At 62.9% G+C, this 21,508-nt stretch carries 17 protein-coding genes and 1 other RNA gene; 13 read left to right on the forward strand and 5 right to left on the reverse strand.

Annotation, left to right across the window (positions count from 1 at the left end; all coding sequences use genetic code 11):
• Nucleotides 1-238: 238 nt before the first annotated feature.
• The gene (gene ligA, locus FY258_RS01510; RefSeq protein WP_118103950.1) at nt 239-2,446 is read left to right on the forward strand and encodes an NAD-dependent DNA ligase LigA; all 2,208 of its coding nucleotides are present in this window, start codon (nt 239-241) and stop codon (nt 2,444-2,446) included.
• A 51-nt stretch (nt 2,447-2,497) separates the two neighbouring features.
• Entirely contained in the window at nt 2,498-3,355 is an 858-nt protein-coding gene (locus FY258_RS01515) for an HAD-IIB family hydrolase (RefSeq protein ID WP_118102569.1), read from the forward strand.
• A gap of 72 nt (nt 3,356-3,427) precedes the next feature.
• Here FY258_RS01515 and moaC read toward each other — a convergent pair whose 3' ends face one another.
• Both moaC and FY258_RS01525 read right to left on the reverse strand, forming a co-directional pair.
• A complete protein-coding gene (gene moaC, locus FY258_RS01520; protein WP_118102571.1) occupies nt 3,428-4,843 on the reverse strand; it encodes a cyclic pyranopterin monophosphate synthase MoaC in 1,416 nt (471 codons plus the stop codon).
• A 5-nt stretch (nt 4,844-4,848) separates the two neighbouring features.
• Nucleotides 4,849-5,940: a GTP 3',8-cyclase MoaA gene (locus FY258_RS01525; RefSeq protein ID WP_118102573.1), complete on the reverse strand. Its 1,092-nt coding sequence runs from the start codon at nt 5,938-5,940 to the stop codon at nt 4,849-4,851.
• Nucleotides 5,941-6,142: 202 nt separating this feature from the next.
• Here FY258_RS01525 and FY258_RS01530 point away from each other — a divergent pair, with 202 nt between their 5' ends.
• Nucleotides 6,143-7,447: an MFS transporter gene (locus FY258_RS01530; protein ID WP_118102575.1), complete on the forward strand. Its 1,305-nt coding sequence runs from the start codon at nt 6,143-6,145 to the stop codon at nt 7,445-7,447.
• A gap of 156 nt (nt 7,448-7,603) precedes the next feature.
• Nucleotides 7,604-8,470, forward strand: coding sequence for a YitT family protein (locus FY258_RS01535; protein ID WP_182279361.1), 867 nt, complete (start codon nt 7,604-7,606; stop codon nt 8,468-8,470).
• Between the two features lie 130 nt (nt 8,471-8,600).
• Here the strand turns inward: FY258_RS01535 and FY258_RS01540 are convergent, their stop codons facing one another.
• Together FY258_RS01540 and FY258_RS01545 are read right to left on the reverse strand one after the other, a co-directional pair.
• The gene (locus FY258_RS01540; protein ID WP_118102577.1) at nt 8,601-10,106 is read right to left on the reverse strand and encodes a glycoside hydrolase family 1 protein; all 1,506 of its coding nucleotides are present in this window, start codon (nt 10,104-10,106) and stop codon (nt 8,601-8,603) included.
• 71 nt (nt 10,107-10,177) lie between these two features.
• Nucleotides 10,178-11,038 carry a MurR/RpiR family transcriptional regulator gene (locus FY258_RS01545; protein WP_259324398.1) on the reverse strand — a complete coding sequence of 287 codons (861 nt, stop codon included), beginning with the start codon at nt 11,036-11,038 and terminating at the stop codon, nt 10,178-10,180.
• Nucleotides 11,039-11,214: 176 nt separating this feature from the next.
• Here FY258_RS01545 and FY258_RS01550 point away from each other — a divergent pair, with 176 nt between their 5' ends.
• From FY258_RS01550 to gatB, 5 genes are all read left to right on the forward strand, one after another.
• A complete protein-coding gene (locus FY258_RS01550; protein ID WP_118102580.1) occupies nt 11,215-12,621 on the forward strand; it encodes a glycoside hydrolase family 1 protein in 1,407 nt (468 codons plus the stop codon).
• 108 nt (nt 12,622-12,729) lie between these two features.
• Nucleotides 12,730-13,650, forward strand: a complete 921-nt coding sequence (locus FY258_RS01555; protein ID WP_182279362.1) for an AEC family transporter — start codon at nt 12,730-12,732, stop codon at nt 13,648-13,650.
• Between the two features lie 225 nt (nt 13,651-13,875).
• The gene (locus FY258_RS01560) at nt 13,876-14,190 is read left to right on the forward strand and encodes an Asp-tRNA(Asn)/Glu-tRNA(Gln) amidotransferase subunit GatC (RefSeq protein ID WP_118102584.1); all 315 of its coding nucleotides are present in this window, start codon (nt 13,876-13,878) and stop codon (nt 14,188-14,190) included.
• Entirely contained in the window at nt 14,190-15,704 is a 1,515-nt protein-coding gene (gatA, locus tag FY258_RS01565; RefSeq protein ID WP_118102586.1) for an Asp-tRNA(Asn)/Glu-tRNA(Gln) amidotransferase subunit GatA, read from the forward strand. The genes FY258_RS01560 and gatA overlap by 1 nt, the downstream gene beginning before the upstream one ends.
• Nucleotides 15,701-17,389: an Asp-tRNA(Asn)/Glu-tRNA(Gln) amidotransferase subunit GatB gene (gene gatB / locus FY258_RS01570; protein WP_118102588.1), complete on the forward strand. Its 1,689-nt coding sequence runs from the start codon at nt 15,701-15,703 to the stop codon at nt 17,387-17,389. Before gatA ends, gatB begins: the two co-directional genes overlap by 4 nt.
• A gap of 82 nt (nt 17,390-17,471) precedes the next feature.
• Here the strand turns inward: gatB and ssrA are convergent.
• Nucleotides 17,472-17,838: a transfer-messenger RNA gene (gene ssrA / locus FY258_RS01575) on the reverse strand.
• Between the two features lie 278 nt (nt 17,839-18,116).
• On the opposite strand from ssrA, the gene FY258_RS01580 reads away from it, so the two are divergent.
• The 4 genes from FY258_RS01580 to glmM all read left to right on the forward strand — a co-directional run bounded on the left by FY258_RS01580 (nt 18,117) and on the right by glmM (nt 21,487).
• Nucleotides 18,117-18,989 (forward strand): patatin-like phospholipase family protein, encoded by an 873-nt coding sequence (locus FY258_RS01580; protein ID WP_182279363.1) that lies wholly within the window; start codon nt 18,117-18,119, stop codon nt 18,987-18,989.
• A 182-nt stretch (nt 18,990-19,171) separates the two neighbouring features.
• Nucleotides 19,172-19,615 carry a 50S ribosomal protein L13 gene (gene rplM, locus FY258_RS01585; RefSeq protein ID WP_006723149.1) on the forward strand — a complete coding sequence of 148 codons (444 nt, stop codon included), beginning with the start codon at nt 19,172-19,174 and terminating at the stop codon, nt 19,613-19,615.
• 3 nt (nt 19,616-19,618) lie between these two features.
• Entirely contained in the window at nt 19,619-20,014 is a 396-nt protein-coding gene (gene rpsI / locus FY258_RS01590) for a 30S ribosomal protein S9 (protein WP_006723148.1), read from the forward strand.
• 135 nt (nt 20,015-20,149) lie between these two features.
• A complete protein-coding gene (glmM, locus tag FY258_RS01595; protein ID WP_118102592.1) occupies nt 20,150-21,487 on the forward strand; it encodes a phosphoglucosamine mutase in 1,338 nt (445 codons plus the stop codon).
• Nucleotides 21,488-21,508 lie beyond the last annotated feature (21 nt).

Consider the following 21,508-nt stretch of genomic DNA (forward strand, 5'->3'; position numbering starts at 1 on the left):
CCGGCGTGCGCGGGATTGCGCAGGTACATTTGGCAATGCGCACGCATTTGCACGGTTTGTATCCAGATGCCGATGCTTTAAGCGGGTGAACTGGAATTCACCGCTGGGTGGCGACCCGTTATTCCGTTATCGGTATGCGGAGGAGGGAAAGCATCCGCGCGCGATGGTACTCTGTAGTGGTTGAGATTTGACTATCGGGGAGGCCCACGTGACGGAGCAGCAGAGCTTGTTTGGCGATATGGCGGCGGATAGCGGCGTTCGGACGGATGGCGCTTCGGCGATTGCCGAGTCTCCGCAGGACGTCCGCGCTCAGGCCGCAGCGCGCGCGGCCGAGCTGCGCCACCTGCTCGATTACCACGCCTATCGCTACTACGCTCTCGATGCGCCCGAGATCACGGATGCCGCCTTCGACAAGCTGCTGGTCGAGCTCCAGCAGATCGAGGCGGCCCATCCCGAGCTCGTCACCCCCGACTCCTACACCCAGCGTGTGGGCGGTTATGTGTCCGAGCAGTTCACGCCTGTCACGCATATGGCGCGCATGTATTCCATGGACGACGCCATGAATCTCGAGGAGCTCGACGAGTGGCTCGCCCGTACGGAGGAGGCGCTCGGTGCGGGGCGCGTGGCATACACCTGTGAGCTCAAGATTGACGGCCTCGGCGTGGCCATCACCTATCAGAACGGTTCCTTCGTGCGCGCCGCCACACGCGGCGACGGCACGACGGGCGAGGACGTTTCGCTCAACGTGCGCACCATCAAAGACGTGCCCATGCACCTCTCCGAGGCCGCGTTGGCCCACATGGGGGCTGACCGCGGAACTCCCATCGAGGTCCGCGGCGAGGTCTACATGCCCAAGGGCAGCTTCGCCCGCCTCAACGCTGAGGCCGACGCCGAGGGTCGCGAGCCCTTCGCCAACCCCCGCAACGCCGCCGCGGGCAGTCTGCGCCAGAAGGACCCCAAGGTCACCGCGACGCGCAGCCTTGCCAGCTTCATCTATTCGATCGCCGACACGGCGCCCTTGCATGTGGACTCCCAGCATGCGTTCCTGGACTGGCTGCGCGAGGCGGGTTTTTCCGTCAACGCATCCGTGGCGCGCTGCACCTCGCCCGCGGAGGTCCACGCCTTTTGCGCCGATGCACTCGCGCACCGCGGAGACTTGGATTACGACATCGACGGTGTGGTTGTGAAGGTCGATGGGTTCGACCAGCAGGCCGACCTCGGCTTCACCGCCCGCGCACCGCGCTGGGCGATCGCCTTCAAGTTCCCGCCGGAGGAGAAGACCACCGTTCTGCGTGAGATTCGCATCCAGGTGGGGCGTACCGGCGTGCTCACCCCGGTTGCCGAGTTCGACCCCGTCACGGTGGCTGGTTCCACCATCGCCCGCGCAACTCTGCACAATCTCGACGAGATTCGCCGCAAGGATGTGCGCGTAGGCGATACCATCATCGTCCACAAGGCCGGCGACGTGATCCCTGAGGTCGTTGGTCCGGTGCTGGACAAGCGCCCCGCCGACGCGGTTGAGTGGGACATGCCCGAGGCTTGCCCCGCCTGCGGCAGCCCCGTGGTGCACGAGGGTGACGAGGTGGCGTACCGATGTGTGTCCCTTGATTGCCCCGCGCAGCTCAAGGAGCGCCTCATCCACTGGGTGAGTCGCGGCTGCATGGACGTGGACGGCCTGGGAGACGAGCTCATCGACAAGATGATCGAGGCAGGCCTGCTGTGCGATGTCGCCGATTTCTACACGCTCGATGCCGACGCCATCGCCGCGCTCGACACGGGCCGCACCTACGCTAAGGATGACAAGAAGAAGGGCGTGGCCGCGGGTGACCCCATCAAGGTCGGTCACACCATCGCCGGCAAGGTGATGGACGAGCTCGTCCGTTCCAAGGCCCAGCCGCTCTCACGCGTGCTGTTCGCCCTCGGCATCCGTCATGTGGGCAAGTCCGTCGCCGAGGTCCTGGCGCAACGCTTCCTTACCATCGATGCGCTGGCAGCCGCATCCGAGGAGGACATCGCTGCCTGTGAGGGTATCGGGCCCAAGATCGCGGCGTCGGTGCGCGAGTTCCTCTCCGTGCCCGAGAACCTCGAGGTCCTGCAGCGCCTGCGCGAGGCGGGCCTCGCGCTCGAGGAGAACTTGGGTGCGGCGGTGGCGCAGGCGGCCCAAGAGACCGGCGTCGATGCCGACCTGGCGGCGGAGCAGCCGCTCGACGGCCTCACCTTCGTGCTCACCGGCACGCTCGTCAACCGTACGCGCGACGAGGCGGGTGCGGCCCTCAAGCTCCTCGGCGCCAAGGTCTCGGGATCCGTGTCTAAAAAGACGAGCTACCTGGTCGCAGGCCCCAAAGCGGGCTCCAAGCTCACCAAGGCCGAGAGTCTGGGCGTTCCCGTGCTCGACGAGGAGGCCTTGGAGCGGATCCTCGCTACGGGCGAGGTGCCACAGGTGTAGATCAGAGCGGTAGAATGATGCGCGGACAAACTCAGCGAGAGGACGACGCGCATGATCAAGCTGTTTGCGAGCGATTTGGACGGCACTCTGCTCAACGGTCTGCATGAGGCGGACCGCACAATCCGCGGTGCGATACAGGAGGCCATTGCCCAGGGAGCTCATGTGGTGCCCGCAACGGGCCGTTCCCTCTTGCCCGCCGGCGAGCATGGGTTCACGGGCCTCAAGGTCGACGCGGTCTGCGCGAACGGCTCGATCATCCGCGGGAGGAACGGCGAGCTGCTCAAGACCTTCACGGTCGATCCTGCGTTTGTGGAGGAACTGATCCGTTCTTTCCCGCAGATCTGCTTCGATTGCTGCACGCCCGACGGCATGTTCTCGAGCGGCAGCTTTGAGATGCACCAAGAGGGGTTTCGTCGGGACAACCTGTTCCGTCGCATCGTGATGCGCGGTATGCGTGCCCGGGGAGGAACGCACGAGGAGCAGTTCTTCGACCAATCGATCAGCTCGATCCTCTCCCATGATGTGTGCAAGATCAACTGCCGCGTGACGAGTGGCGAGCTTGAGCGCGAGCTCAAGGCGTTTTTGGCCGACCATGCCGACACGGTGGTCAATGCGCCGTTCGATCCCGTGATGTTCGAGATCACGGACAAGGATTGCAATAAGGGGGCCTCGATCGCTTGGCTCGGCCGACACTACGGTATCGAGGAGGATGAGATCGCTGTGTACGGCGATGGTGGCAACGACCTGGTCATGTTGCGTCGCTTCCGCCATTCATACGCGACGGCTAACGGTAGCCCCGAGGCCAAGGCGGCGGCGAGTGCGGTCATTGGCCGCTGCGAGTTCCACGCCGTGCCCAAGCACATCCTGCAGACGCTTCGGGCCCAGCGTGGTCGCGTGATGATCGAATAGATGAAAATCGGGGCCCGCATGAGTGGGCCCCGATGCGCATAAAGCGGTGCGACGCGTCCGTCGCGATATGGCTTAACGCGCCTTTTGCACGTAGTCGTAGACAAAGCTCGCAATGGCAGCCGAGTCGTTGATGTCGAGGAATGGCGGCAGATGAACGTCTGCCTCGGAGAAGACGCGCCCGGCTTCCTCTGCGGCAGCGCGGGCCTGCTTGACCGCTCGGGTGCGGAAATCGCGCGCCACCACATCGTTGCAGGCGACGGCGATCGTGTCGTCGTTGATGAGCTCGAAGGAATCGCGCCCGCGCATGCGGTCGATGCCCGAGCGAGCGACCACGATGCTCGGCAGGCCAGCGGCCTTGTAACCCTCGACGATGACGGTATCCACATCGGTGTAGCGCGTGAGCATGTCCAGCACGGGCACCTCTTCGGTCGTGCGGGAGTATTCGGCGTACATGTCCGGCGAGATCAGGCCCACATGGCGGCTGCCCGCCTGCGCATGGCGCCAGGAATCCTTGCCGGGCTGATCGATGTCGAAGCCCTTGTGCCCGTGGTGCTTGATGGAGCCGACGCGGACGCCGCGCTGTGCGAGGCGGGAAATGACCTTCTCCACCAGTGTGGTCTTGCCGGCGTTCTGGTATCCCACAAAGGCGACGGCGGGTGCCGGCGTGCCCGTGCGCGGCCCGCCGGGAAGCGGGGAGGGGAGTTCGGCGGCGATGATCTCGGCTTCCTTTGCCTCGGCATCGACCTCGCCGGTATGGGCGTGTTCCCCGTCTCGTTCCCAGAGGCCGGAGCGCCCGCCTTCCTTCCGCAGCAGGCGGACATCGACGATCTCCATACCGCGGTCGACCGCCTTGCACATGTCGTAGATGGTGAGGCAGGCGGTCGAGGCGGCCGTGAGCGCCTCCATCTCGATGCCGGTGACGCCCGTGACTCCGCAGGTGGCGAGCACGTGGAAGCCTACGCGATGATCTTCGCGCGCAGGCGCCCAGCCGGGGGCCGCGACCGCAGAGGACGAGATGGGCTCGATCTCGACTTTCGCCTTGGTGATGTTGAGCGGGTGGCACATGGGGATGAGGTCGCTCGTGCGCTTGCTCGCCATGATGCCGGCGACGCGTGCGCATGCGAGGACATCGCCCTTTTTGGCGCGGTCCTCGAGCACCATGGCCTGGGTCTCGGGGTGCATGAGGATGGTGCCCTCGGCAATCGCGATGCGCTTGGTGACCTGCTTGTCTCCCACATCGACCATGCGCACGTCGCCGTGCTCGTCGACATGGGTGAGATCGTCGCGGTAGGCGTCGCGCTCGCCGGAGGAGGCGGGGGAGTTCGTCGTGTGCTCCGACTCGGTGGGGCCTGGCGCGCCTCCGCGCTCGCCCCCCTCGACGAGGGTGAGCGTGGATGCCTCGCCCACAACGGCAGCGGGGTACTTCTCGTGCACGGTACGACCGAGGGTGCGCGGGCGCTCGGGTTTATCGGGGATGTGAGTGGTCATGGGGATCACCCTCCAATCTGCGACATGAATCGCTGGGTGCCGTCGATGTCATCGTGTTGGCGGGGTTTGCGGGCGATGGCATTGCGGTAGATGGCGCGGACCGCGTCTTCATCGCCGGAACGCAGGGCCTCGCGTACGGGATATTCGGCATCGGAGAACAGGCAGGGGCGAATCGTTCCGTCGGCGGTGAGACGCAGGCGGTTGCACGACTCGCAGAAATGGTTGGACATGGCCGAGATGAACCCGACGGTGCCGGCCGCGTTGGGGAAGGCCCAGTAGCGCGCGGGGCCGGCGCCGAGCGGCCCGCCATCTCGCACGGGCTCGAGTGCGCCGAGACCCGCTGCGGCGGCCTCGGAGGAGATACGTTTGCGCAACTCAGCGGAGGGGACCACATCGCTTGCATCCCACAGGTCGGGGTTGAGCGCGCCGCCGGTTCCAGCCGCTCCGGCTCCGCAGTGCGGGTCGAGCCCGTGGCCGCTGTTCGGGTCTTTGGCGGATGCGCCCTGACCACCGCCGATGGGCATGTACTCGATAAACCGTACATGGACCGGACGGTCGACGGACAGGCGCGCGAGGTCGAGTACGTCTTGGTCCATACGACGTACGACGACGGTGTTCACCTTGACCGGTGTGAAGCCGTATTCGAGCGCGGCGTCGATGCCGGCGAGCGCCTGCTCGACGCGGCCGAGACGCGTGATTTGGGAGAACCGTGCGGGGTCGAGCGTATCGAGCGAGATGTTGACGCGATCCAGGCCTGCTGCGCGCAGGTCGGCCGCCATGCGCGGCAGCAGGGCGCCGTTGGTGGTGAGGGAGATGTCCTCGATCCCGGAAATCGAGCGGATTTCCTCAATGAGCGGCACGATGCGACGGGAGACGAGCGGTTCGCCGCCGGTGAGACGGACGCGCGTGATGCCCTCCTGCGCCACGATACGCACGAAGCGGGCAATCTCCTCGGCGGTGAGCAGCTCGCCGTGGGCACGCGCGGGCACGCCCGTCTCGGGCATGCAGTACACGCAGCGGAAGTTGCATTTATCCGTCACGGAGATGCGCAGGTAGTTGATGCCGCGGCCAAAGCCGTCGTGTAGTTCGCGGGCCATGCGCGCCTTTCGGGTGATCGTATGGGGTGTCAGCCTAAGTATGAACCTATGGTACCCGAACCGCGCTTCGACAGGGCAATTGGTCAATTGGGGACAGGTACAAATTGCGCAGTTTGCATCGGTTTCCAATTGAGCGGTCGCGAATGTGCCTGGTATATCGCTTTGATACACTAGTGCACTAAAGTGCAAGAGGAGGGGGAGCATGAAGAAGGGCTCGATCGAACGGGGGCGTCGCGGTTTGTCTTTCGCCACACCGCAGCTGACGCATCAGATACGCCGGTTCATCGCGGCCCGCTTTTTCCTGTACCTCGGCGCCATGTGCAGCTATTTCATCGGGGTGATGGGCACCCTGACCTTCTCCATGGGCGCAGGTGTGGGCGATAACGCCATTGCCGTGGGACTGCTCAATTTGTGCATCGTGATCGGCCAAATCCGAGGCGGAGCTCTCCTCGATAGGATCGGGCCGCGCGTGTTCTTCCGATTGGCGTCATTCGGCTTGATTTTGAGCGGCCTGTTGTATCAGGTGGTGGGGACGAGCATCGCGGGCGTGTTTCTCGGCGCGGCGGTCTTCGGCATGACTTGGGGAATCGCCGACACGGTGCCCCGTGCGTTCCCGGCGTATTTCACTGCTGACCTTGACGAGCTCAAGCGAATCAACGCGCTCGTGACGTTGACGGGCAACCTCGCGATCGTCATCGGTCCTATCGCTGGTGGCGCGATCGCGCTCGTCGCACCCACGCAGGCGGTGTTCCTCTTCATGGTCGCGTGCGCCGCCATCTCGCTCATTCCCGGATGGGGCATCGAGGCTTTGCGGGAGCCTGAGCTTGAGTCAAGCTGTGCGGGGGAGGGCTCCGACACCCCGAGCGGTTCGGTCTCCGCGGGCTTCTCGGCGATTTTCGGCAGCAGGGTCCTTACTCTGCTGTTCTGGGCGACCATGCTCTCGTTCATGGGTTACGGCGCTTTCGACCCCCTCGAATCTCTGTTCTACCGGGATGTGCTCAAGGTGGGCGCCTCTTGGATGGGCTGGCTTTCCGCCCTCGCGGGAGTCGGTGGGCTGTTGGGCGCGGCGATCGCCGGCGTTCTGCCGCCGCGTTTCGTGAACGTCCGTGCCCTGCTCGTCGTGCTGTTCGTCACGGGGGCCGGGAGCCTGCTGTACGTCGCAACCCCGCATGTGCTCGTGGCGTGCGCGGGGCAGTTCATCCTCGGTGTCGCATTTTCGGCGTTCGGCCCCATTAAGGACACGCTGGTCCAGATTCACACGCCGCTCGACCGTATCGGGCGCGTGAACGCCGCCATGGGCGCGGGCAACAACCTTGCGGGGGCCATCCCGCTGCTCTGCGCACCCGCTCTCGCTCATGTCATGGGTGTGCAGGGAACCCTTGTTGCCGCCGGGGTGCTGGTGGCCGTGGTGCCGCTTGCGATCCTCGTTTTGCGGGGCAGGGAGATCGAGTCGCTGGTAGGTATGGAGCGTGTTTCCGAATACCGCATCCGAAATGCGTCACGATGACCGGCCGGATGCGGCGTGTGGGAACTGGTATTAAAAAGTTTCTGTTTGTGGAGAAGGCGTGCATGGCTTTGATGCCGTCGTGGGCTCGTCTTGCCGCGTCGAAAGACCTCGGATAGGCTGGTAATACACGCTATTCACTTAGGAGACGTGATATTTATGCCGCGCGAGGACACGCAGCACCACACTGACCTGGAAATCTCGAATGCCGACGAGGAGTCGGGTGAGCCCGACTGTATGAGCTCGGCTGACCCGGGTGAGACCTCGGGCGAGCCGGACGCCTCGGATGGGACGGGTGCTTCGGGTGGGCCGAGCATCCCGGATGCCTCGGATGGAGCGGCGATTTCGGACGGACCCGCCAAGTTCCTCATCGCGGGCCTGCGGCCCCTCGACTTCGTTAAGCGCATAGCCATCATCCTCATTGGTTCGGCCATCTTCACGTTCGGAGTCCACAACATCCATAACGTCACGGGCATCACCGAGGGCGGGATCATCGGCCTCGTGCTGTTCGGCAACCATTGGTTCGGCATTCCGCCGTCGATCGTGTCGCCGGTGCTCGACTGCCTGTCGTATGCGGTGGCGCTCAAGGTCCTGGGCGGTGGCTTTTTGGGCTGGTCCGCTGTGGCGACCGTCGCGGTCGCGGGCTTTTACCGCCTTTGGGAGTCCATGCCGCACATGCTGCCCAACCTTACCGACAATCCGCTGCTCGCCGCCGTGCTTGGCGCGTTGTTCGTGGGCGTGGGCGTGGGCCTGGTGATTCGCCAGGGCGCCTCGGCCGGCGGTGACGACGCCCTGGCGCTCTCGATCTCCAAAATCACCGGTTGGCGCGTGGGCCGCTGCTACCTGTTCACCGACCTCTCGGTGCTCGCCCTCTCGCTCACCTATATTCCGGTGGTGAAGATCGCCTTTTCGCTCATCACGGTGACGATCTCCTCCGCGGTGATCGATGTGGTGAAGGACGCCTCGTGGGATCATGTCGAGCAATTTACCGAATGGCTGCGAGAGAAGCGGCGCGCACGGGCGTAGACTGAGCCGATAGCGCACGATTCGAGGCAGAGAAAAGATGGGCCCCGGGACATCCTTCGGCCACGCGTAAATCCGACGTGGCCGAAGGAAGTCTTGGGGCCCTTATGCATCAGAGGCGGTCGCGCCGCGCCTACGCGCCGGCGATGACTTCGTCGATGTCGACGCCGTCCCACAGGTTGGTGCCGTTGGTCTCGCAGACCCGCTTGAACCAGTCGAAGGATTTCTTCTTGGAGCGCTTGAGTGTGCCGTTGCCCTTGTCGTCCATATCGACGTAGACAAAGCCGTAGCGCTTCTTCATCTCGCCGGTGGACAGGCTCACGAGGTCGAAGCATCCCCACATGGTGTAGCCGAGGCACTCGACGCCGTCGATACAGATGGCCTTAGCCATCTCGCGCAGGTGCTCGGTGAGGTACTCGATGCGATAGGTGTCGTCCACGGTGCCGCCCGGCAGCATCTCGTCGATGGCGCCCAGGCCGTTTTCCACGATGAAGATCGGCTTGCGGTAGCGGTCGTAGATCTCATTCATGACGTAGCGCAAACCGATGGGATCGATCTGCCAACCCCACGGGGTGATTTTGAGGTAGGGGTTCTCGGGTTTGCCACCCATGCGCAGAAGCGGACTTTCGGCATCGACCACGGCGGAGCGGTAGTAGCTGAACGTCACGTAGTCGAGCTGGCCCTCCATGAGGATCTCCTCATCGTCGGGCTCCATGACGAGCTTGACGCCCTTGCGGCGGAAGATGTCCTGCGCATAGTAGGGGTAGTAGCCCATTGCCATGACGTCGGAGAACAGTTGGGTCTCGTGGCGGCACTGCATGCGGCGAAGCTGGTCTTCGGGTTTGCACGTGGCGGGGTAGATCTCGGAGCTGGCGTACATGGTGCCGAACATGGAGCCGGGCATCATCTCGTGGCCCATCTTCACGGCCAGGGCGCTTGCCACGAACATGTGGTGGATGCACTGGTAATGGGTCTGCTCGTCGGTCTTGCGGGAACCGGTGGCAATGTAGCCGGCGATGGCGTTGATCTCGTTGAAGGTGAGCCAGTACTTGCACTTGGTGCCGATGCGTTCGAACAGCACGCGGCAGAGCTTGAGGTAGCAGTCGATCACATGGCGGCTCTCCCAGCCGCCGTAGGTCTTGGCAAGGTGTGCGGGCAGCTCGTCGTGGCAGATGGTGATGAGCGGTTGGATGCCGTGAGCGAGCAGTTCGTCCACGACGTCGACGTAGAACTGGACGCCTTCCTCGTTTGGGGTCTCCTCATCACCGGTAGGGAAGATGCGGCTCCAGGTGATGGAGAAGCGGTACACGCCAAAGCCCATCTCTGCCATGAGGGCGATGTCTTCTTTCCAGTGGTGGTAGAAGTCGACACCCTGGTGGCTCGGATAGTACTGGTCATCGTAGATGCAGGGTTCGGCGCCCTCGGGGATGGGCTGGCAGAGGAAGAAGCTGGAGTTCACCGAACCGCGGCTGCCATCGGCCATCTTGAGGGTGAGCTGCCGCGGGGTGTCAACGCTGCCGTCGGTCTCGAAGTCGCGGGTGAGCAGGCCGCGCCCGCCCTCGCCGAAGCCACCCTCGCACTGGAAGTCGGAGGTGGCACCGCCCCACAGGAACGAATCGGGAAGCTGCATCGTTGCCATTGGCACATCCTTTCATAGGCGCGAGTGGATGAAATCGCGCGCTGCAAGACGTGTCAATTCATATCATAAATTCAGCGGTCGCTCAAAGCGCTGGGGTGATGGCTGCCGAGCATCGTGTAGGGGAGGGTCTCGGTCAAAAATGCGCGGTTGCAATCGTAATTTCGGGCAAAAACGCAGCTGAACAGGGTGTCGAGCACGAATTGCACCGCGATGTGGCTGGAGAACTGGGTGATACGGTTCTGCAGGTGCTCGCGGTCGCTCACGAACAGGTAAGCGGCGAGCCCAGGATTGCGGCGGCGTACGGCGGGCGAACCCACGAATATGACGGGGACCCGACGTTTGTGTAGCACAGGGAGGAGTTCGCGGATGTTTCTGGAGAGCCCTGAGTAGGAGATGACGAGCGCGACGTGGGTCTCGTCTGATCCGAGCGCGCAGCGTATCTCGCGTTCCCAGGTGAGCGGGCAGCTGACGGGTTTTCCAATCGAGAGCAAGCGCTCCTCGAACATCTGCGCGGGGTGGACGTTGTGCGAGTGGGCGTAGATATCGACGTGCTCCGCATTGGCTATGAGCTGGGCGGATGTGTCGATTTCATTTAGATTGAGCAGGTCGAGCGTGTCGGTGATGGTGGTTTCATACAGGGCTCCCATGCGCGTTGCGATGGTCGAGGCGTCCTCGTCCGCCTTAAAGGGGAAGTTGATGTCGACGGGCGCGTGATCCGATGCGTGGCTCGCCTCGGCCCGGGCGCATTCGACCTTCAGTTCTTTGAATCCCTCGAGTCCGAGTTTCTTGCAAAACCGGTGGACGCTGGCGATGGAGACGGACGCCATGCCGGCGAGCTCCTTGATGGACTGCCCTTGCAGCCTCGCGCCTAAGGCCATGATCGTCTGGGCGAGCTGTTGCTCGGATGGGGTGAAGTCCGTAGCTTCGCGCATGGCTCTCAAAACATCCATAATTGGCCTCTCAAAAAGTATCAGAACGTTTCATATTTTAGAGCAAATCAAGGCGGAAAACGAAAAGAAGTATCCAGTTGGCCCTTCTGTATTGAGCGTCCTCGGGCATCTGGCCGATACTCGACGAGACCGTATCCCGGGTTAAAGGAGCATCGAACATGAGCAGATTCCCGAAGGACTTTATGTGGGGCGGCGCCATCGCCGCGAATCAGGCGGAAGGGGCGTACCGGGAGGACGGCAAGGGCCTGTCCATCACGGACGTGACCCAGTGCGGCCCCACACGCTACATCGACTACGAGCTGGAGGTCGACCCGGCCAAGTACTACCCGAGCCATGAGGCCATCGACTTCTATCACACGTACAAAGACGACCTCAAGCTTATGGCCGAAATGGGCTTTACCGTTTTCCGTACGTCCATCAACTGGGCGCGCCTCTTCCCCACGGGTGAGGAGGACGAGCCGTTGCAGGCCGGTATCGACTTTTACCGCGACCTGTTCGACACCATGCACGAGCTCGGCATGGAGCCGCTTGTGACCATGAGCCACTACGAGACCCCGCTCGCGCTCACCAAGAAGTACAACAGCTGGGCCTCGCGCGAGATGATTGACATCTTCGACAAGTTCGCGCGCGCCTGCTTTGAGAACTTCGGCGATCAGGTGAAGTACTGGCTCACCTTCAACGAGATCAACAACATCTTCAAGGCGCCCTACCTTGCCGCCGGCATGGACGTGCGCGGCATGGACGACTTCATGCCGGTCGCCTTCCAGGCCGCGCACCATGTCTTCGTATCGAACGCCAAGACGGTCAAGCTCTGCCACGAGATGCTGCCCGATGCCCAGATCGGCTGCATGCTCTCGCTTTCCAATATCTACCCGGGCACCTGCAAGCCCGAGGACGTCATGGCGGCCTATAACGCCCGCCGCCGCTCGCTGTTCTTCGGCGACGTCATGCTGCGCGGCAGCTATCCCGGTTACGGCTGGAAGATGATGCGCGATTGCGGCGTCGAGCTCTCCATCGAGCCCGGCGACCTCGAGCTCATCGCCGAGAACACCTGTGATTACCTCGGCTTCAGCTACTACCGCACGTCCGCGTTCTCCGACGGCGACTCACAGGTGTTTTCCACTGCGGGTGGTGTCGGCCACGAGAACCCCTATCTCAAGGCGTCCGAGTGGGGCTGGCAGATGGACCCGATGGGTCTGCGCTACACCTGCAACGAGCTGTGGGACCGCTACCAAAAGCCCCTGTTCATCGTGGAGAACGGCCTGGGTGCCGTCGACACCGTCGAGGACGACGGCTCCATCCACGACACGTATCGCATCGATTACCTGCGCGATCATATCGAGGCTATGGCCGACGCCGTCGAGGACGGCTGTGAGATCATGGGCTACACCTGGTGGGGCCCCATCGACATCGTGTCCGCAGGTACCGGCGAGATGAAGAAGCGTTACGGCTTCGTGTACGTCGACCGCGACAACGAGGGCAACGGCACGGGCAAGCGCCTCAAGAAAGACAGCTTCGTCTACTACAAGAAGGTCGTCGCGAGCAACGGCGAGGATTTGGCGTAGCGAAGCTCGGGGGTTGACGTAGCATTCGAGTCGTTTGGCCGTCCTGCGGTATCTGGTGAGGAATGGCCTTTCGATGGCGGCTTTGGCAGGATGGGGGAGCACATAGAGATGTCGATAACGCAGACCATGCCGATCATGATCAACCAGACCGTGGCGATGTTTTTGATGATGGCGGTGGGAATCGTTCTATTCAAGACGAAGCGCCTGGATAACCAGGGTGCTGCTCAGATGGCAAACGTCGCCCTGTACGTGGCCGGTCCCGCCATCACGATCACGGCGTTCGCAACGACCTTCGATGCCGAGAAGCTCGTCGCGGGCGGTCTGTGCATGCTGCTCACGGTTCTGTTCACGCTGGGGTCGGCGGCGATCGGCTGGCTGGTGTATCGCGACCGCCAACGCATCTCGCAGATGGGCATCATGATTTCCAACATGGGCTTTATGGGTATCCCACTCGTGCAGGCCGTGTTGGGTGAGGAGTACGTCTTCTACGTTTCCGCGTGCATCGCCGCGCAGATTCCCATCACGTTCACGTACGGCATCTGGCTCATCTCGCAGGACAAAGGCGAGGTGTCGCCTAAGCGGATTCTCTCGAATCCCGCGATCATCGCGGTGTTTGTAGGTGTTGCGCTGTTCTTCGCATCGATCGAGCTTGACGGCATCGCAAAGGCCACGGCTTCGGGGCTTTCCGGTCTCAACACGGGACTGGCCATGATCGTGCTCGGTAGCTATCTGGCACAGGCGGACCTGCGCAGCATCCTACGCAACAAGAATCTGTACCTCACGCACTCCATTCGCCTGGTCGTCGTGCCCCTGATCATTGTCGCGATTTTGTGGGTCATGCCGCTTTCCACCCCCATCAAGCTCACGTTGCTCATCGCGTTCGCGGCTCCGAGCGGCACGGTGACCGCAATCTTCCCGCAGATGTTCAACAGGGACTATCGGTTCGGGGCGGGGCTGGTGTCTTCATCGACCCTGTTGTCCCTGCTCACCATGCCCATCATGCTTAGCATCGGCCTCATGGTGTTCTAAGGAGTCTCTGTCGGTGCGAGGCGTGGGGACGAGGTGCGCTCGATGCCCGGCTCGGCAGAGTAAAACAAGGTGGCAAAGTAGCTTAAAGCCGATGCATGGTGAAATGCGTCCATCGTCGCGCTGCCGACCTGTATTTCGGTCCTGTATGCGGGGCACTCCATGTAAGTGGAGTGCCCCGTTTGTCTATAATGGAGCGATTGCACGGAAGAACCGAAAGGAGCGCACATGGCGGTACTGACCGAAGACGACGTGCGCACGATCGCCGATTACGCGACCATCGCGCTCGATGGGGCCGAGCTCGCCGCGATGACGTCGTACTTGAACGACGCCGTGGCCATGCTCGAGCCCATACTGGATTATGCGGCCGAGGACGTCGAGCCGACGTTTCACCCGGACGGCGGCATTGCGAATGTGATGCGGCCCGATCAAGCCGATGAGGGCCGTGCCCTCGGCATCGAAGAGGCTCTGTCCAACGCCGCCTCTGCGCGTGACGGCCAGTTCCGCGTGCCCTCGATCATGGGCGATGGGGGTGAGCGCTAATGGCGACATTCATCGACTCTCTCACCGCCGCGGATATCGCCGCGGGTGTGCGAGCGGGAGGGTTCAGCGCCGTCGAGGTGACCCGCGCGGCGTTGTCCGCCATCGATGCGCGCGAGTCGGATGTCCGGGCATTTCTTCAGGTCACGCCTGAGGTGGCTCTTGGCGCCGCCGCTTGTGTGGACGCGCTCCGCGCCGCCGGCGAGCCTCTGCCGCCGCTGGCCGGCGTGCCCCTCGCCATCAAGGACAACATGAACATGTTGGGCACGCGTACCACCTGCGCCTCCCGTATGCTGGAGAACTACGAGTCGCCCTATACCGCCACGTGCGTCCAGCGCATGCTCGACGCGGGCTGCGTACCACTCGGCAAGGCCAATATGGACGAGTTCGCGTTCGGCTCCTCCACGGAGAGCTCGGCGTTTCACCGTACGAACAACCCATGGGACCTCGAGCGCGTTCCCGGCGGCTCCTCCGGAGGTTCGGCCGCGGCGGTCGCCGCGGGCATGGCAACACTTTCCCTGGGATCGGATACCGGCGGTTCGATTCGCCAGCCTGCAGCGCTTTGCGGCGTGGTTGGTATGAAGCCCACATATGGAATCGTGTCGCGTTACGGTGTGGTGGCGTTCGGATCTTCGCTTGACCAGGTCGGCCCGTTCGGCCGTACGACTGCCGACGTCGCGCTCTCCCTGGATGCGCTCGTGTCCGGCGGTCGCGATGCATACGACGGTACGAGCCGCGATGTCGAGGCCTCCTTTGCCGCACATCTCGAGGATGGAGTCGCGGGCAGGCGCGTGGGCATTGTCCCGGCGTTCATGGAGGCCGCGGGTCTTGCGCCCGAGGTGAAACACGCCGCGGAGCGCGCCGCCCGCTCACTCGCCGATCAGGGCGCCGAGCTCGTCGAGGTCGATTTGCCGCACCTCGATGCGGCGATCGCCGCCTACTACGTGATCGGACCCGCCGAGGCGTTCTCCAATCTCGCTCGCTTCGACGGTGTCCGCTACGGATATCAGGAGCCCGGTTGCGCGAATCTGGCCGAGCAAAGCGCCAAGAGCCGTGCGCACGGCTTTGGCGCCGAGGCCAAGCGCCGTCAGCTGCTCGGCGCCTACCTGCTGTCCTCGGGCGTCTACGACAAGTACTACTTCGCCGCGCAGAAGGCCCGCACGCTCATCACCAGTGACTACGCCCGTGCGTTTGAGCAGGTCGATGCGATCCTCATGCCGGCGAGTCCGACGGCCGCCTTCAAGTTCGGGGAGCTGTCAGATCCCACGCAGATGTATCTGTCGGACCTGTTCACCATCTCGATCAACATCGCCGGCAACGGTGGCGTCACGGTGCCGATGGGCTTGGGCGAAGATTCGGGCATGCCCGTTGCGGCCCAGCTGGTCGGCAAGCCGTTCGACGACGCGCGCCTGCTGTCCTTTGCTCGCGCCGTCGAGCGCGCCGCGACGGAGGCGGGCGCCGCTTCGGTCCTGCCCGTCGCCCCCGCGTTCGCCGAGAAGGGAGGTGAGCTCGCATGAAGGAGCTCAGCGAAGTCCTGAAGGACTGGGAGGCCGTCATCGGCCTGGAGATCCACACCGAGCTCACGACGCTCGAGACCAAGATGTTTTGCGGTTGCAAGCTCAGCCATGACGACGCGCCGAACACGCACGTGTGCCCCGTATGCCTCGGCATGCCCGGCGCGCTGCCCGTGCCCAACCGCCGTGCCATCGAAAGCATCGTGAAGGCGGGTCTCGCCACGAACTGCGCGATCCAAAAGCACTCGATGTTCTATCGCAAGCATTACTTCTATCCCGATATGGCCAAGAACTTCCAGACCACTCAGGGTCCCGTGGCGTTTTGCATGCACGGCCGTCTGGATCTGGAAGTCTCCGGCCGCGGTGCTGCCGAGCGTCCTGAGTGCGCGTTCGGCGAGAACGAGGCGAAGAGCCTGGCGAGCGCGAGTGCGAACGCCGTGGGCCTCTCGCGCCAGATGGCCGATGGGCTGCCCGAGGGCGCAGAGGTTTCCGACGCTGCGCTTGGGGGCATGGGCTCCTACGATACGGCCGGCCTGGCTGTGCCGGAGCGGCGCGCGGATGGTTCCTACAGCGTGCCCATCCGCATCCTGCGCATCCACATGGAGGAGGATGCCGCCAAGATGGTGCACGTGGGTGGTGCCGAGGGCCGCATCGGCGGCGCCGCGGAGAGCCTCGTGGACTATAACCGCTGCGGCACCCCGCTCATCGAGCTCGTCACCGAGCCCGACCTGCGCACGCCCGAAGAGGCGCGCCTGTTCATGGAGAAGCTGCGCCGCATCTTCCTGACCATCGGTATCTCGGATTGCTCGATGGAGAAGGGCTCCATGCGCTGCGATGGCAATGTGAGCCTGCGCCGTCGCGGGGAGACGGGCTTGGGAACTAAGACGGAGCTCAAGAACCTCAACAGCTTCAAGGCCCTGCACGACGGCTTGGCTTACGAGATCTGCCGTCAGGCGGAGGTGCTGGAAAGCGGTGGGACGATCTACCAGGAGACGCGCCATTGGGAGCCTTCCCGCAAACGCACCGTGGTGATGCGCGTGAAGGAGACCGCGGACGACTACCGACTGTTCCCCGATCCCGACCTGGAGCCGTTCGACCTGTCCGACGAGTTTATCGAGCATTGTCGTGCGGAGCTGCCCGAGCTGCCGGATGCCAAGCGCGATCGCATCGAGCGCGAGTTCGGCGTCAAGCGCGCCGACGCCGAGCAGCTGGCCGGGGACCCCGTGACGGCCGCGTTCTTCGAGGATGCCGCCGCGGGCCTTTCCGGCAAGGCAGCCCAGACGGTCGCGAACCTCGTAGTGAATGAGCTGGCTGCATATCTCAAGGCTTCCGGAGTGGCACTGGGGGAGAGCGGTATCGCGCCGGCGCAGGTGGCCTCGCTTGCCAAGTTGCTCGCTTCCGATGCGATTTCGAGTAACCAGGCGCACGAGGTGTTCGAGGCCATGGCGGCAAGCGGTGACGACCCCGAGAAGATCGTGGATGAGCGTGGCATGCGCCAGGTGAGCGATGCCGGTGCGTTGCAGCCCATCGTGGACGAGGTGCTCGCAGCATGCGCGGACCAAGCCCAGCAGTATCGCGACGGCAACCAGAAGGTCATCGGGTTTTTAGTGGGCCAATGCATGAAGGCGAGCCGGGGCAAGGGCAACCCCAAGCTCTTCAATGAGCTGCTGCGTGCGAGCCTGAGCTAACGGTCTCGTGGGATCCGGGCTTCCGGTGCGGTTCGCAAGAAAAAACCGCTGGCAGCGCAGTTGCTGCCAGCGGTGTCTCTTATGGTGGAGGCACGGAGAATCGAACTCCGGTCCACGAAAGTTCCCTGATCGGCATCTCCAGGCTCAGTCACTCATTTAGTCTCGGACGCGTTGCGCGGAGCGACACGCTCGCGGCGTCCCAACCGGTTCAGTCTTAGCCTTGGCCATACCGATTACGTGCCAAGGAGCGTTCCCCTAAAATGACGTCGCGCCGGTGTCGGGGAAATCACCGGGTTGACGCGCCGCTATATATTAAGCAGCGAGAGCCAGCTGGGGCTCAAAAGAAGAATTCTTGTCAATTCACTTTGACAGTACCCCTGTTTAACGTGGCGAGGAGACCACGGCCTGCTTCCTCTCTCAGAACTATCGTGTCGAAACCAGTTGCCCCCTTTTGGGTGGTCGTTGGGATTCGCTCAAGTTCAGACCATTCATCAGCGCAATTCGCGCCATGTCGGTCGAGGGCGAATCCTCTTTCTGGTGCCGCAAGCGGCAACGACCTGTCAAAGTACGCGGATTGCGCCCGAGGCACAAATCCGTAGTTGGAAAGTGTACCACGGAAGAAGCACGATCGGGAAACCACGACCCGCGGAGCTCAAATTTTGGATGGACATTCGTTCATGTTCCTGTGCCCATGGGGTACAAGGGCTTCAGGATGAAAGGAGCTCCGATGCAGGACAAGGCGAAAAACGCTGGGAAGGTCGCAATCGTTTTGGAGGGCGGTAGCTTTCGCGGTGAGTTCACCGCGGGTGTGCTCGACGTTCTCATGGAAAACGGCGTCGAGGTTGCGGCATGCTACGGCACGTCTGCCGGAGCGCTTAACGGCTTGAACTATAAGAGCCGTCAGATCGGGCGCGTTAATCGCGTCAACCTCGCATTCTGCAACGATCCTCGCTACATGGGCGCCCAGTCGCTCGTGACCACGGGCTCGATGGTCGGGTACGATTTCATCCTGAACGATGTGCAAGACCGCCTCGATCCGTTTGACAACGAGGCGTTTTTTGCCAATCCCATGGAGATGTACGCCTGCGCGACGGACATTGTATTCGGTACTGCGGCGTACCTGCCCGTTCGGGATGCGACCTTGGACATCGATGCCGTGCGTGCTTCGACCTCGCTTCCCTTGGTGACCAAGCCTGTCGAGATCGATGGGCATCTCTACCTCGACGGTGGTACTGCGGATTCGGTCCCAGTCGAGCATGTGCTCGAGGATGCGGGTTTCGACCGCGCGATCGTAGTGCTCACGCAGGATCGGTCCTACCAGAAGAGCCCGTACGGGCTGATGGGCGCTGCCCGCGCCGCGTACGCCGGGTACCCCTATTTGCTCGAAGCCATGGAGAACCGTCACGAGCGGTATTACGAGCAGCGCGAGCACATCTGGGAATATGAGCGCGCCGGCCGCGCCCTCGTCCTTGCCCCGCCGGTCCCAGTCGAGGTAGCCCATGTCGAGCACGATACCGAGAAGTTGCTGAATCTCTATATCCAGGGTCGTCAGGAGGCCAAGCACCGTTTGGGCGAGATACGGGAGTTCGTCGGACGTTAGGGGCCACGGCCCGCATGAGGGCCTTTTCCTCACAACAGATCAAACCGACCGCCGCCTGTGCAGAAGTTCTGCACAGGCGGCGGAAAACGTTTGACTTGCCGCATATAGGGGTTATTATTGACAGGTTACTTTCCAGAGCCCCGTGAAACTCTGTTAAGACACGTACTGTACATGGAGGAAAAGTGATTCTTAAGTCGACTCACTACGCCAAGCAGGGTGAGGTTACCCGCAACTGGGTCCTCATCGATGCCGAGGGCGCCACGCTGGGCCGTCTCGCTGCCCAGGTTGCCAAGATTCTGCGCGGCAAGAACAAGCCCCAGTTCACGCCCAACTCCGACTGTGGTGACTTCGTGGTTGTCATCAACGCCGATAAGGTCCAGCTTACCGGTAACAAGGCCGACCACAAGACCTACTACCGTCACTCCGGCTACAATGGCGGCCTCAAGGCGGAGTCCTTCCGCCAGGCTATGGAGAAGCACCCGGAGAAGGTCATCGAGCGCGCTGTTCGCGGCATGCTCCCCAAGACGACCCTCGGCCGCAAGCAGCTGACCAAGCTCAAGGTCTACGCTGGCACCGAGCATCCGCACGCTGCTCAGAACCCCGTTAAGATCGAGCTGGAGGGCTAAAAGATGGCTGAGAACACCGTTGTTTACTACGGCACCGGCCGTCGCAAGAATGCCGTTGCTCGTGTCCGTATCGTCCCCGGCACCGGTAAGGTGACCATCAACAAGCGTGACGCCGAGGAGTACTTCGGCCGTCATCAGCTCGTTGAGGATGCCCTCGCCCCGTTCAAGGTGACCGACACCCTCGGTTCCTTCGACGTCATCGCCCTGTGCGATGGTGGCGGCATCACCGGTCAGTCCGGCGCCCTGCGTCTGGGTATCGCCCGCGCTCTTCTCGAGGCTGGCGACTACCGTGCCGACCTCAAGCGCGCTGGTTTCCTCACCCGCGACGCCCGCGTCGTCGAGCGCAAGAAGTGCGGCCTCAAGAAGGCCCGTCGCGCGCCTCAGTTCTCCAAGCGCTAATCTGTCGCAAGACGTTTCCGCTATGGATTCGGGCCTGTCGAGTTTCTCGGCAGGCCCGTTTTTTGTACCATGGTGAGTTGCGTTATACACGTGAACCGCCCACGCGATGGGCGAGTGATATCGAAGGGATACGCTATGAAATATTTCGGCACCGATGGTTTCCGCGGAGAGGCGGGCGTCGCGCTCACCGTTGAGCATGCTTATAAGATCGGCCGTTTCGTCGGCTGGTATTACGGTGCGCGCCAGGGCCGCAAGGCCCGCGTGGTCGTGGGTAAGGATACCCGCCGTTCGAGCTACATGTTCGAATCCGGCTTGGTCTCCGGTCTGGTCGCATCCGGCGCCGATGCGTACATGCTGCACGTCATCCCTACGCCGGGCGTTGCATACGAGACGATCGACGGGTGCTTTGACTGCGGCATCATGATCTCGGCGAGCCACAACCCGTATTCCGACAATGGCATCAAGCTCATGAACGGCGCCGGTTGCAAGATGGATGAGGAGGTGCTCGAGCTCATCGAGGATTACATCGACGGCAAGAGCGAGGTTCCCTTCGCCACCGGTGATGAGATCGGCTGCACCGTCGACTACATGCAGGGCCGCAACCGTTACATCGCCCATCTCATCGCGAGCGCAAACTTCTCCCTCCAGGGTATGAAGATCGGCCTGGACTGCGCCAACGGCTCCGCGTCCTCGGTGGCCAAGCCCGTCTTCGACGCCCTCGGCGCCGATGTCCGCGTGATCAGCAATGCGCCTGACGGTTTCAACATCAACGTGGATTGCGGCTCCACCCATATCGATCGCCTGCGTCGCCACGTTGTGGAGCAGGGCCTGGATGTCGGCTTTGCCTACGATGGCGATGCCGACCGTTGCCTGGCCGTGGATGAGCGTGGCAACCTGGTCGACGGCGACCTGATCCTGTATGTGTGCGGCACCTACCTGCACAAGCACGGTCGCCTCGCCGCTGGCACCGTTGTCCCCACGGTCATGAGCAACCTCGGTCTGTTCAAGGCCTTCGATCGTGCAAATCTGAGCTACGAGACGACTGCCGTCGGCGACAAATACGTTACCGCCTGCATGCGTGAGAACGGTTACAGTCTCGGTGGCGAGCAGTCCGGTCATATCATCTTCGGCGATATCGAGACCACGGGAGATGGCATCATGACCTCCCTGCGCATCATGGAGGTCCTGCGCGCCGAGCGTGAGACGCTCTCGCAGCTGTGCGCCCCGGTGAAGATCTTCCCGCAGGTACTCGTGAACGTGCGCAGCGAGCGCAAGGCAGAGCTCGATTCCTGCGAGCCGGTGTGGGAGGCCGTGCGAGCTGCCGAGGAGAAGCTGGGCGATCGCGGCCGTATCCTGGTCCGCACCTCCGGCACCGAGCCGCTCGTGCGCGTTATGGCCGAGGCCGAGACCCAGCAGGAGGCTCAGGACGCCGTCGATTCCATCGTCGAAGTTGTGAAGCGCGAACTGCCTTAGTCGGACCGTTTGTTCGTTCGC

It is taken from the genome of Collinsella intestinalis, assembly GCF_902364775.2.
GTDB lineage: Bacteria > Actinomycetota > Coriobacteriia > Coriobacteriales > Coriobacteriaceae > Collinsella.

Bases quoted from the DNA above. Each gene is read 5' to 3' on its own strand.
- FY258_RS01530 (WP_118102575.1), top strand. From the start codon at position 6,143: ATGAAGAAGGGCTCGATCGAACGGGGGCGTCGCGGTTTGTCTTTCGCC.
- FY258_RS01580 (WP_182279363.1), top strand. From the start codon at position 18,117: ATGCAGGACAAGGCGAAAAACGCTGGGAAGGTCGCAATCGTTTTGGAG.
- FY258_RS01555 (WP_182279362.1), top strand. From the start codon at position 12,730: ATGTCGATAACGCAGACCATGCCGATCATGATCAACCAGACCGTGGCG.
- moaC (WP_118102571.1), bottom strand. From the start codon at position 4,843: ATGACCACTCACATCCCCGATAAACCCGAGCGCCCGCGCACCCTCGGT.
- rpsI (WP_006723148.1), top strand. From the start codon at position 19,619: ATGGCTGAGAACACCGTTGTTTACTACGGCACCGGCCGTCGCAAGAAT.
- FY258_RS01540 (WP_118102577.1), bottom strand. From the start codon at position 10,106: ATGGCAACGATGCAGCTTCCCGATTCGTTCCTGTGGGGCGGTGCCACC.
- FY258_RS01550 (WP_118102580.1), top strand. From the start codon at position 11,215: ATGAGCAGATTCCCGAAGGACTTTATGTGGGGCGGCGCCATCGCCGCG.
- FY258_RS01560 (WP_118102584.1), top strand. From the start codon at position 13,876: ATGGCGGTACTGACCGAAGACGACGTGCGCACGATCGCCGATTACGCG.
- FY258_RS01545 (WP_259324398.1), bottom strand. From the start codon at position 11,038: ATGCGCGAAGCTACGGACTTCACCCCATCCGAGCAACAGCTCGCCCAG.
- FY258_RS01535 (WP_182279361.1), top strand. From the start codon at position 7,604: ATGCCGCGCGAGGACACGCAGCACCACACTGACCTGGAAATCTCGAAT.
- ligA (WP_118103950.1), top strand. From the start codon at position 239: ATGGCGGCGGATAGCGGCGTTCGGACGGATGGCGCTTCGGCGATTGCC.
- FY258_RS01515 (WP_118102569.1), top strand. From the start codon at position 2,498: ATGATCAAGCTGTTTGCGAGCGATTTGGACGGCACTCTGCTCAACGGT.
- glmM (WP_118102592.1), top strand. From the start codon at position 20,150: ATGAAATATTTCGGCACCGATGGTTTCCGCGGAGAGGCGGGCGTCGCG.
- gatA (WP_118102586.1), top strand. From the start codon at position 14,190: ATGGCGACATTCATCGACTCTCTCACCGCCGCGGATATCGCCGCGGGT.
- FY258_RS01525 (WP_118102573.1), bottom strand. From the start codon at position 5,940: ATGGCCCGCGAACTACACGACGGCTTTGGCCGCGGCATCAACTACCTG.
- gatB (WP_118102588.1), top strand. From the start codon at position 15,701: ATGAAGGAGCTCAGCGAAGTCCTGAAGGACTGGGAGGCCGTCATCGGC.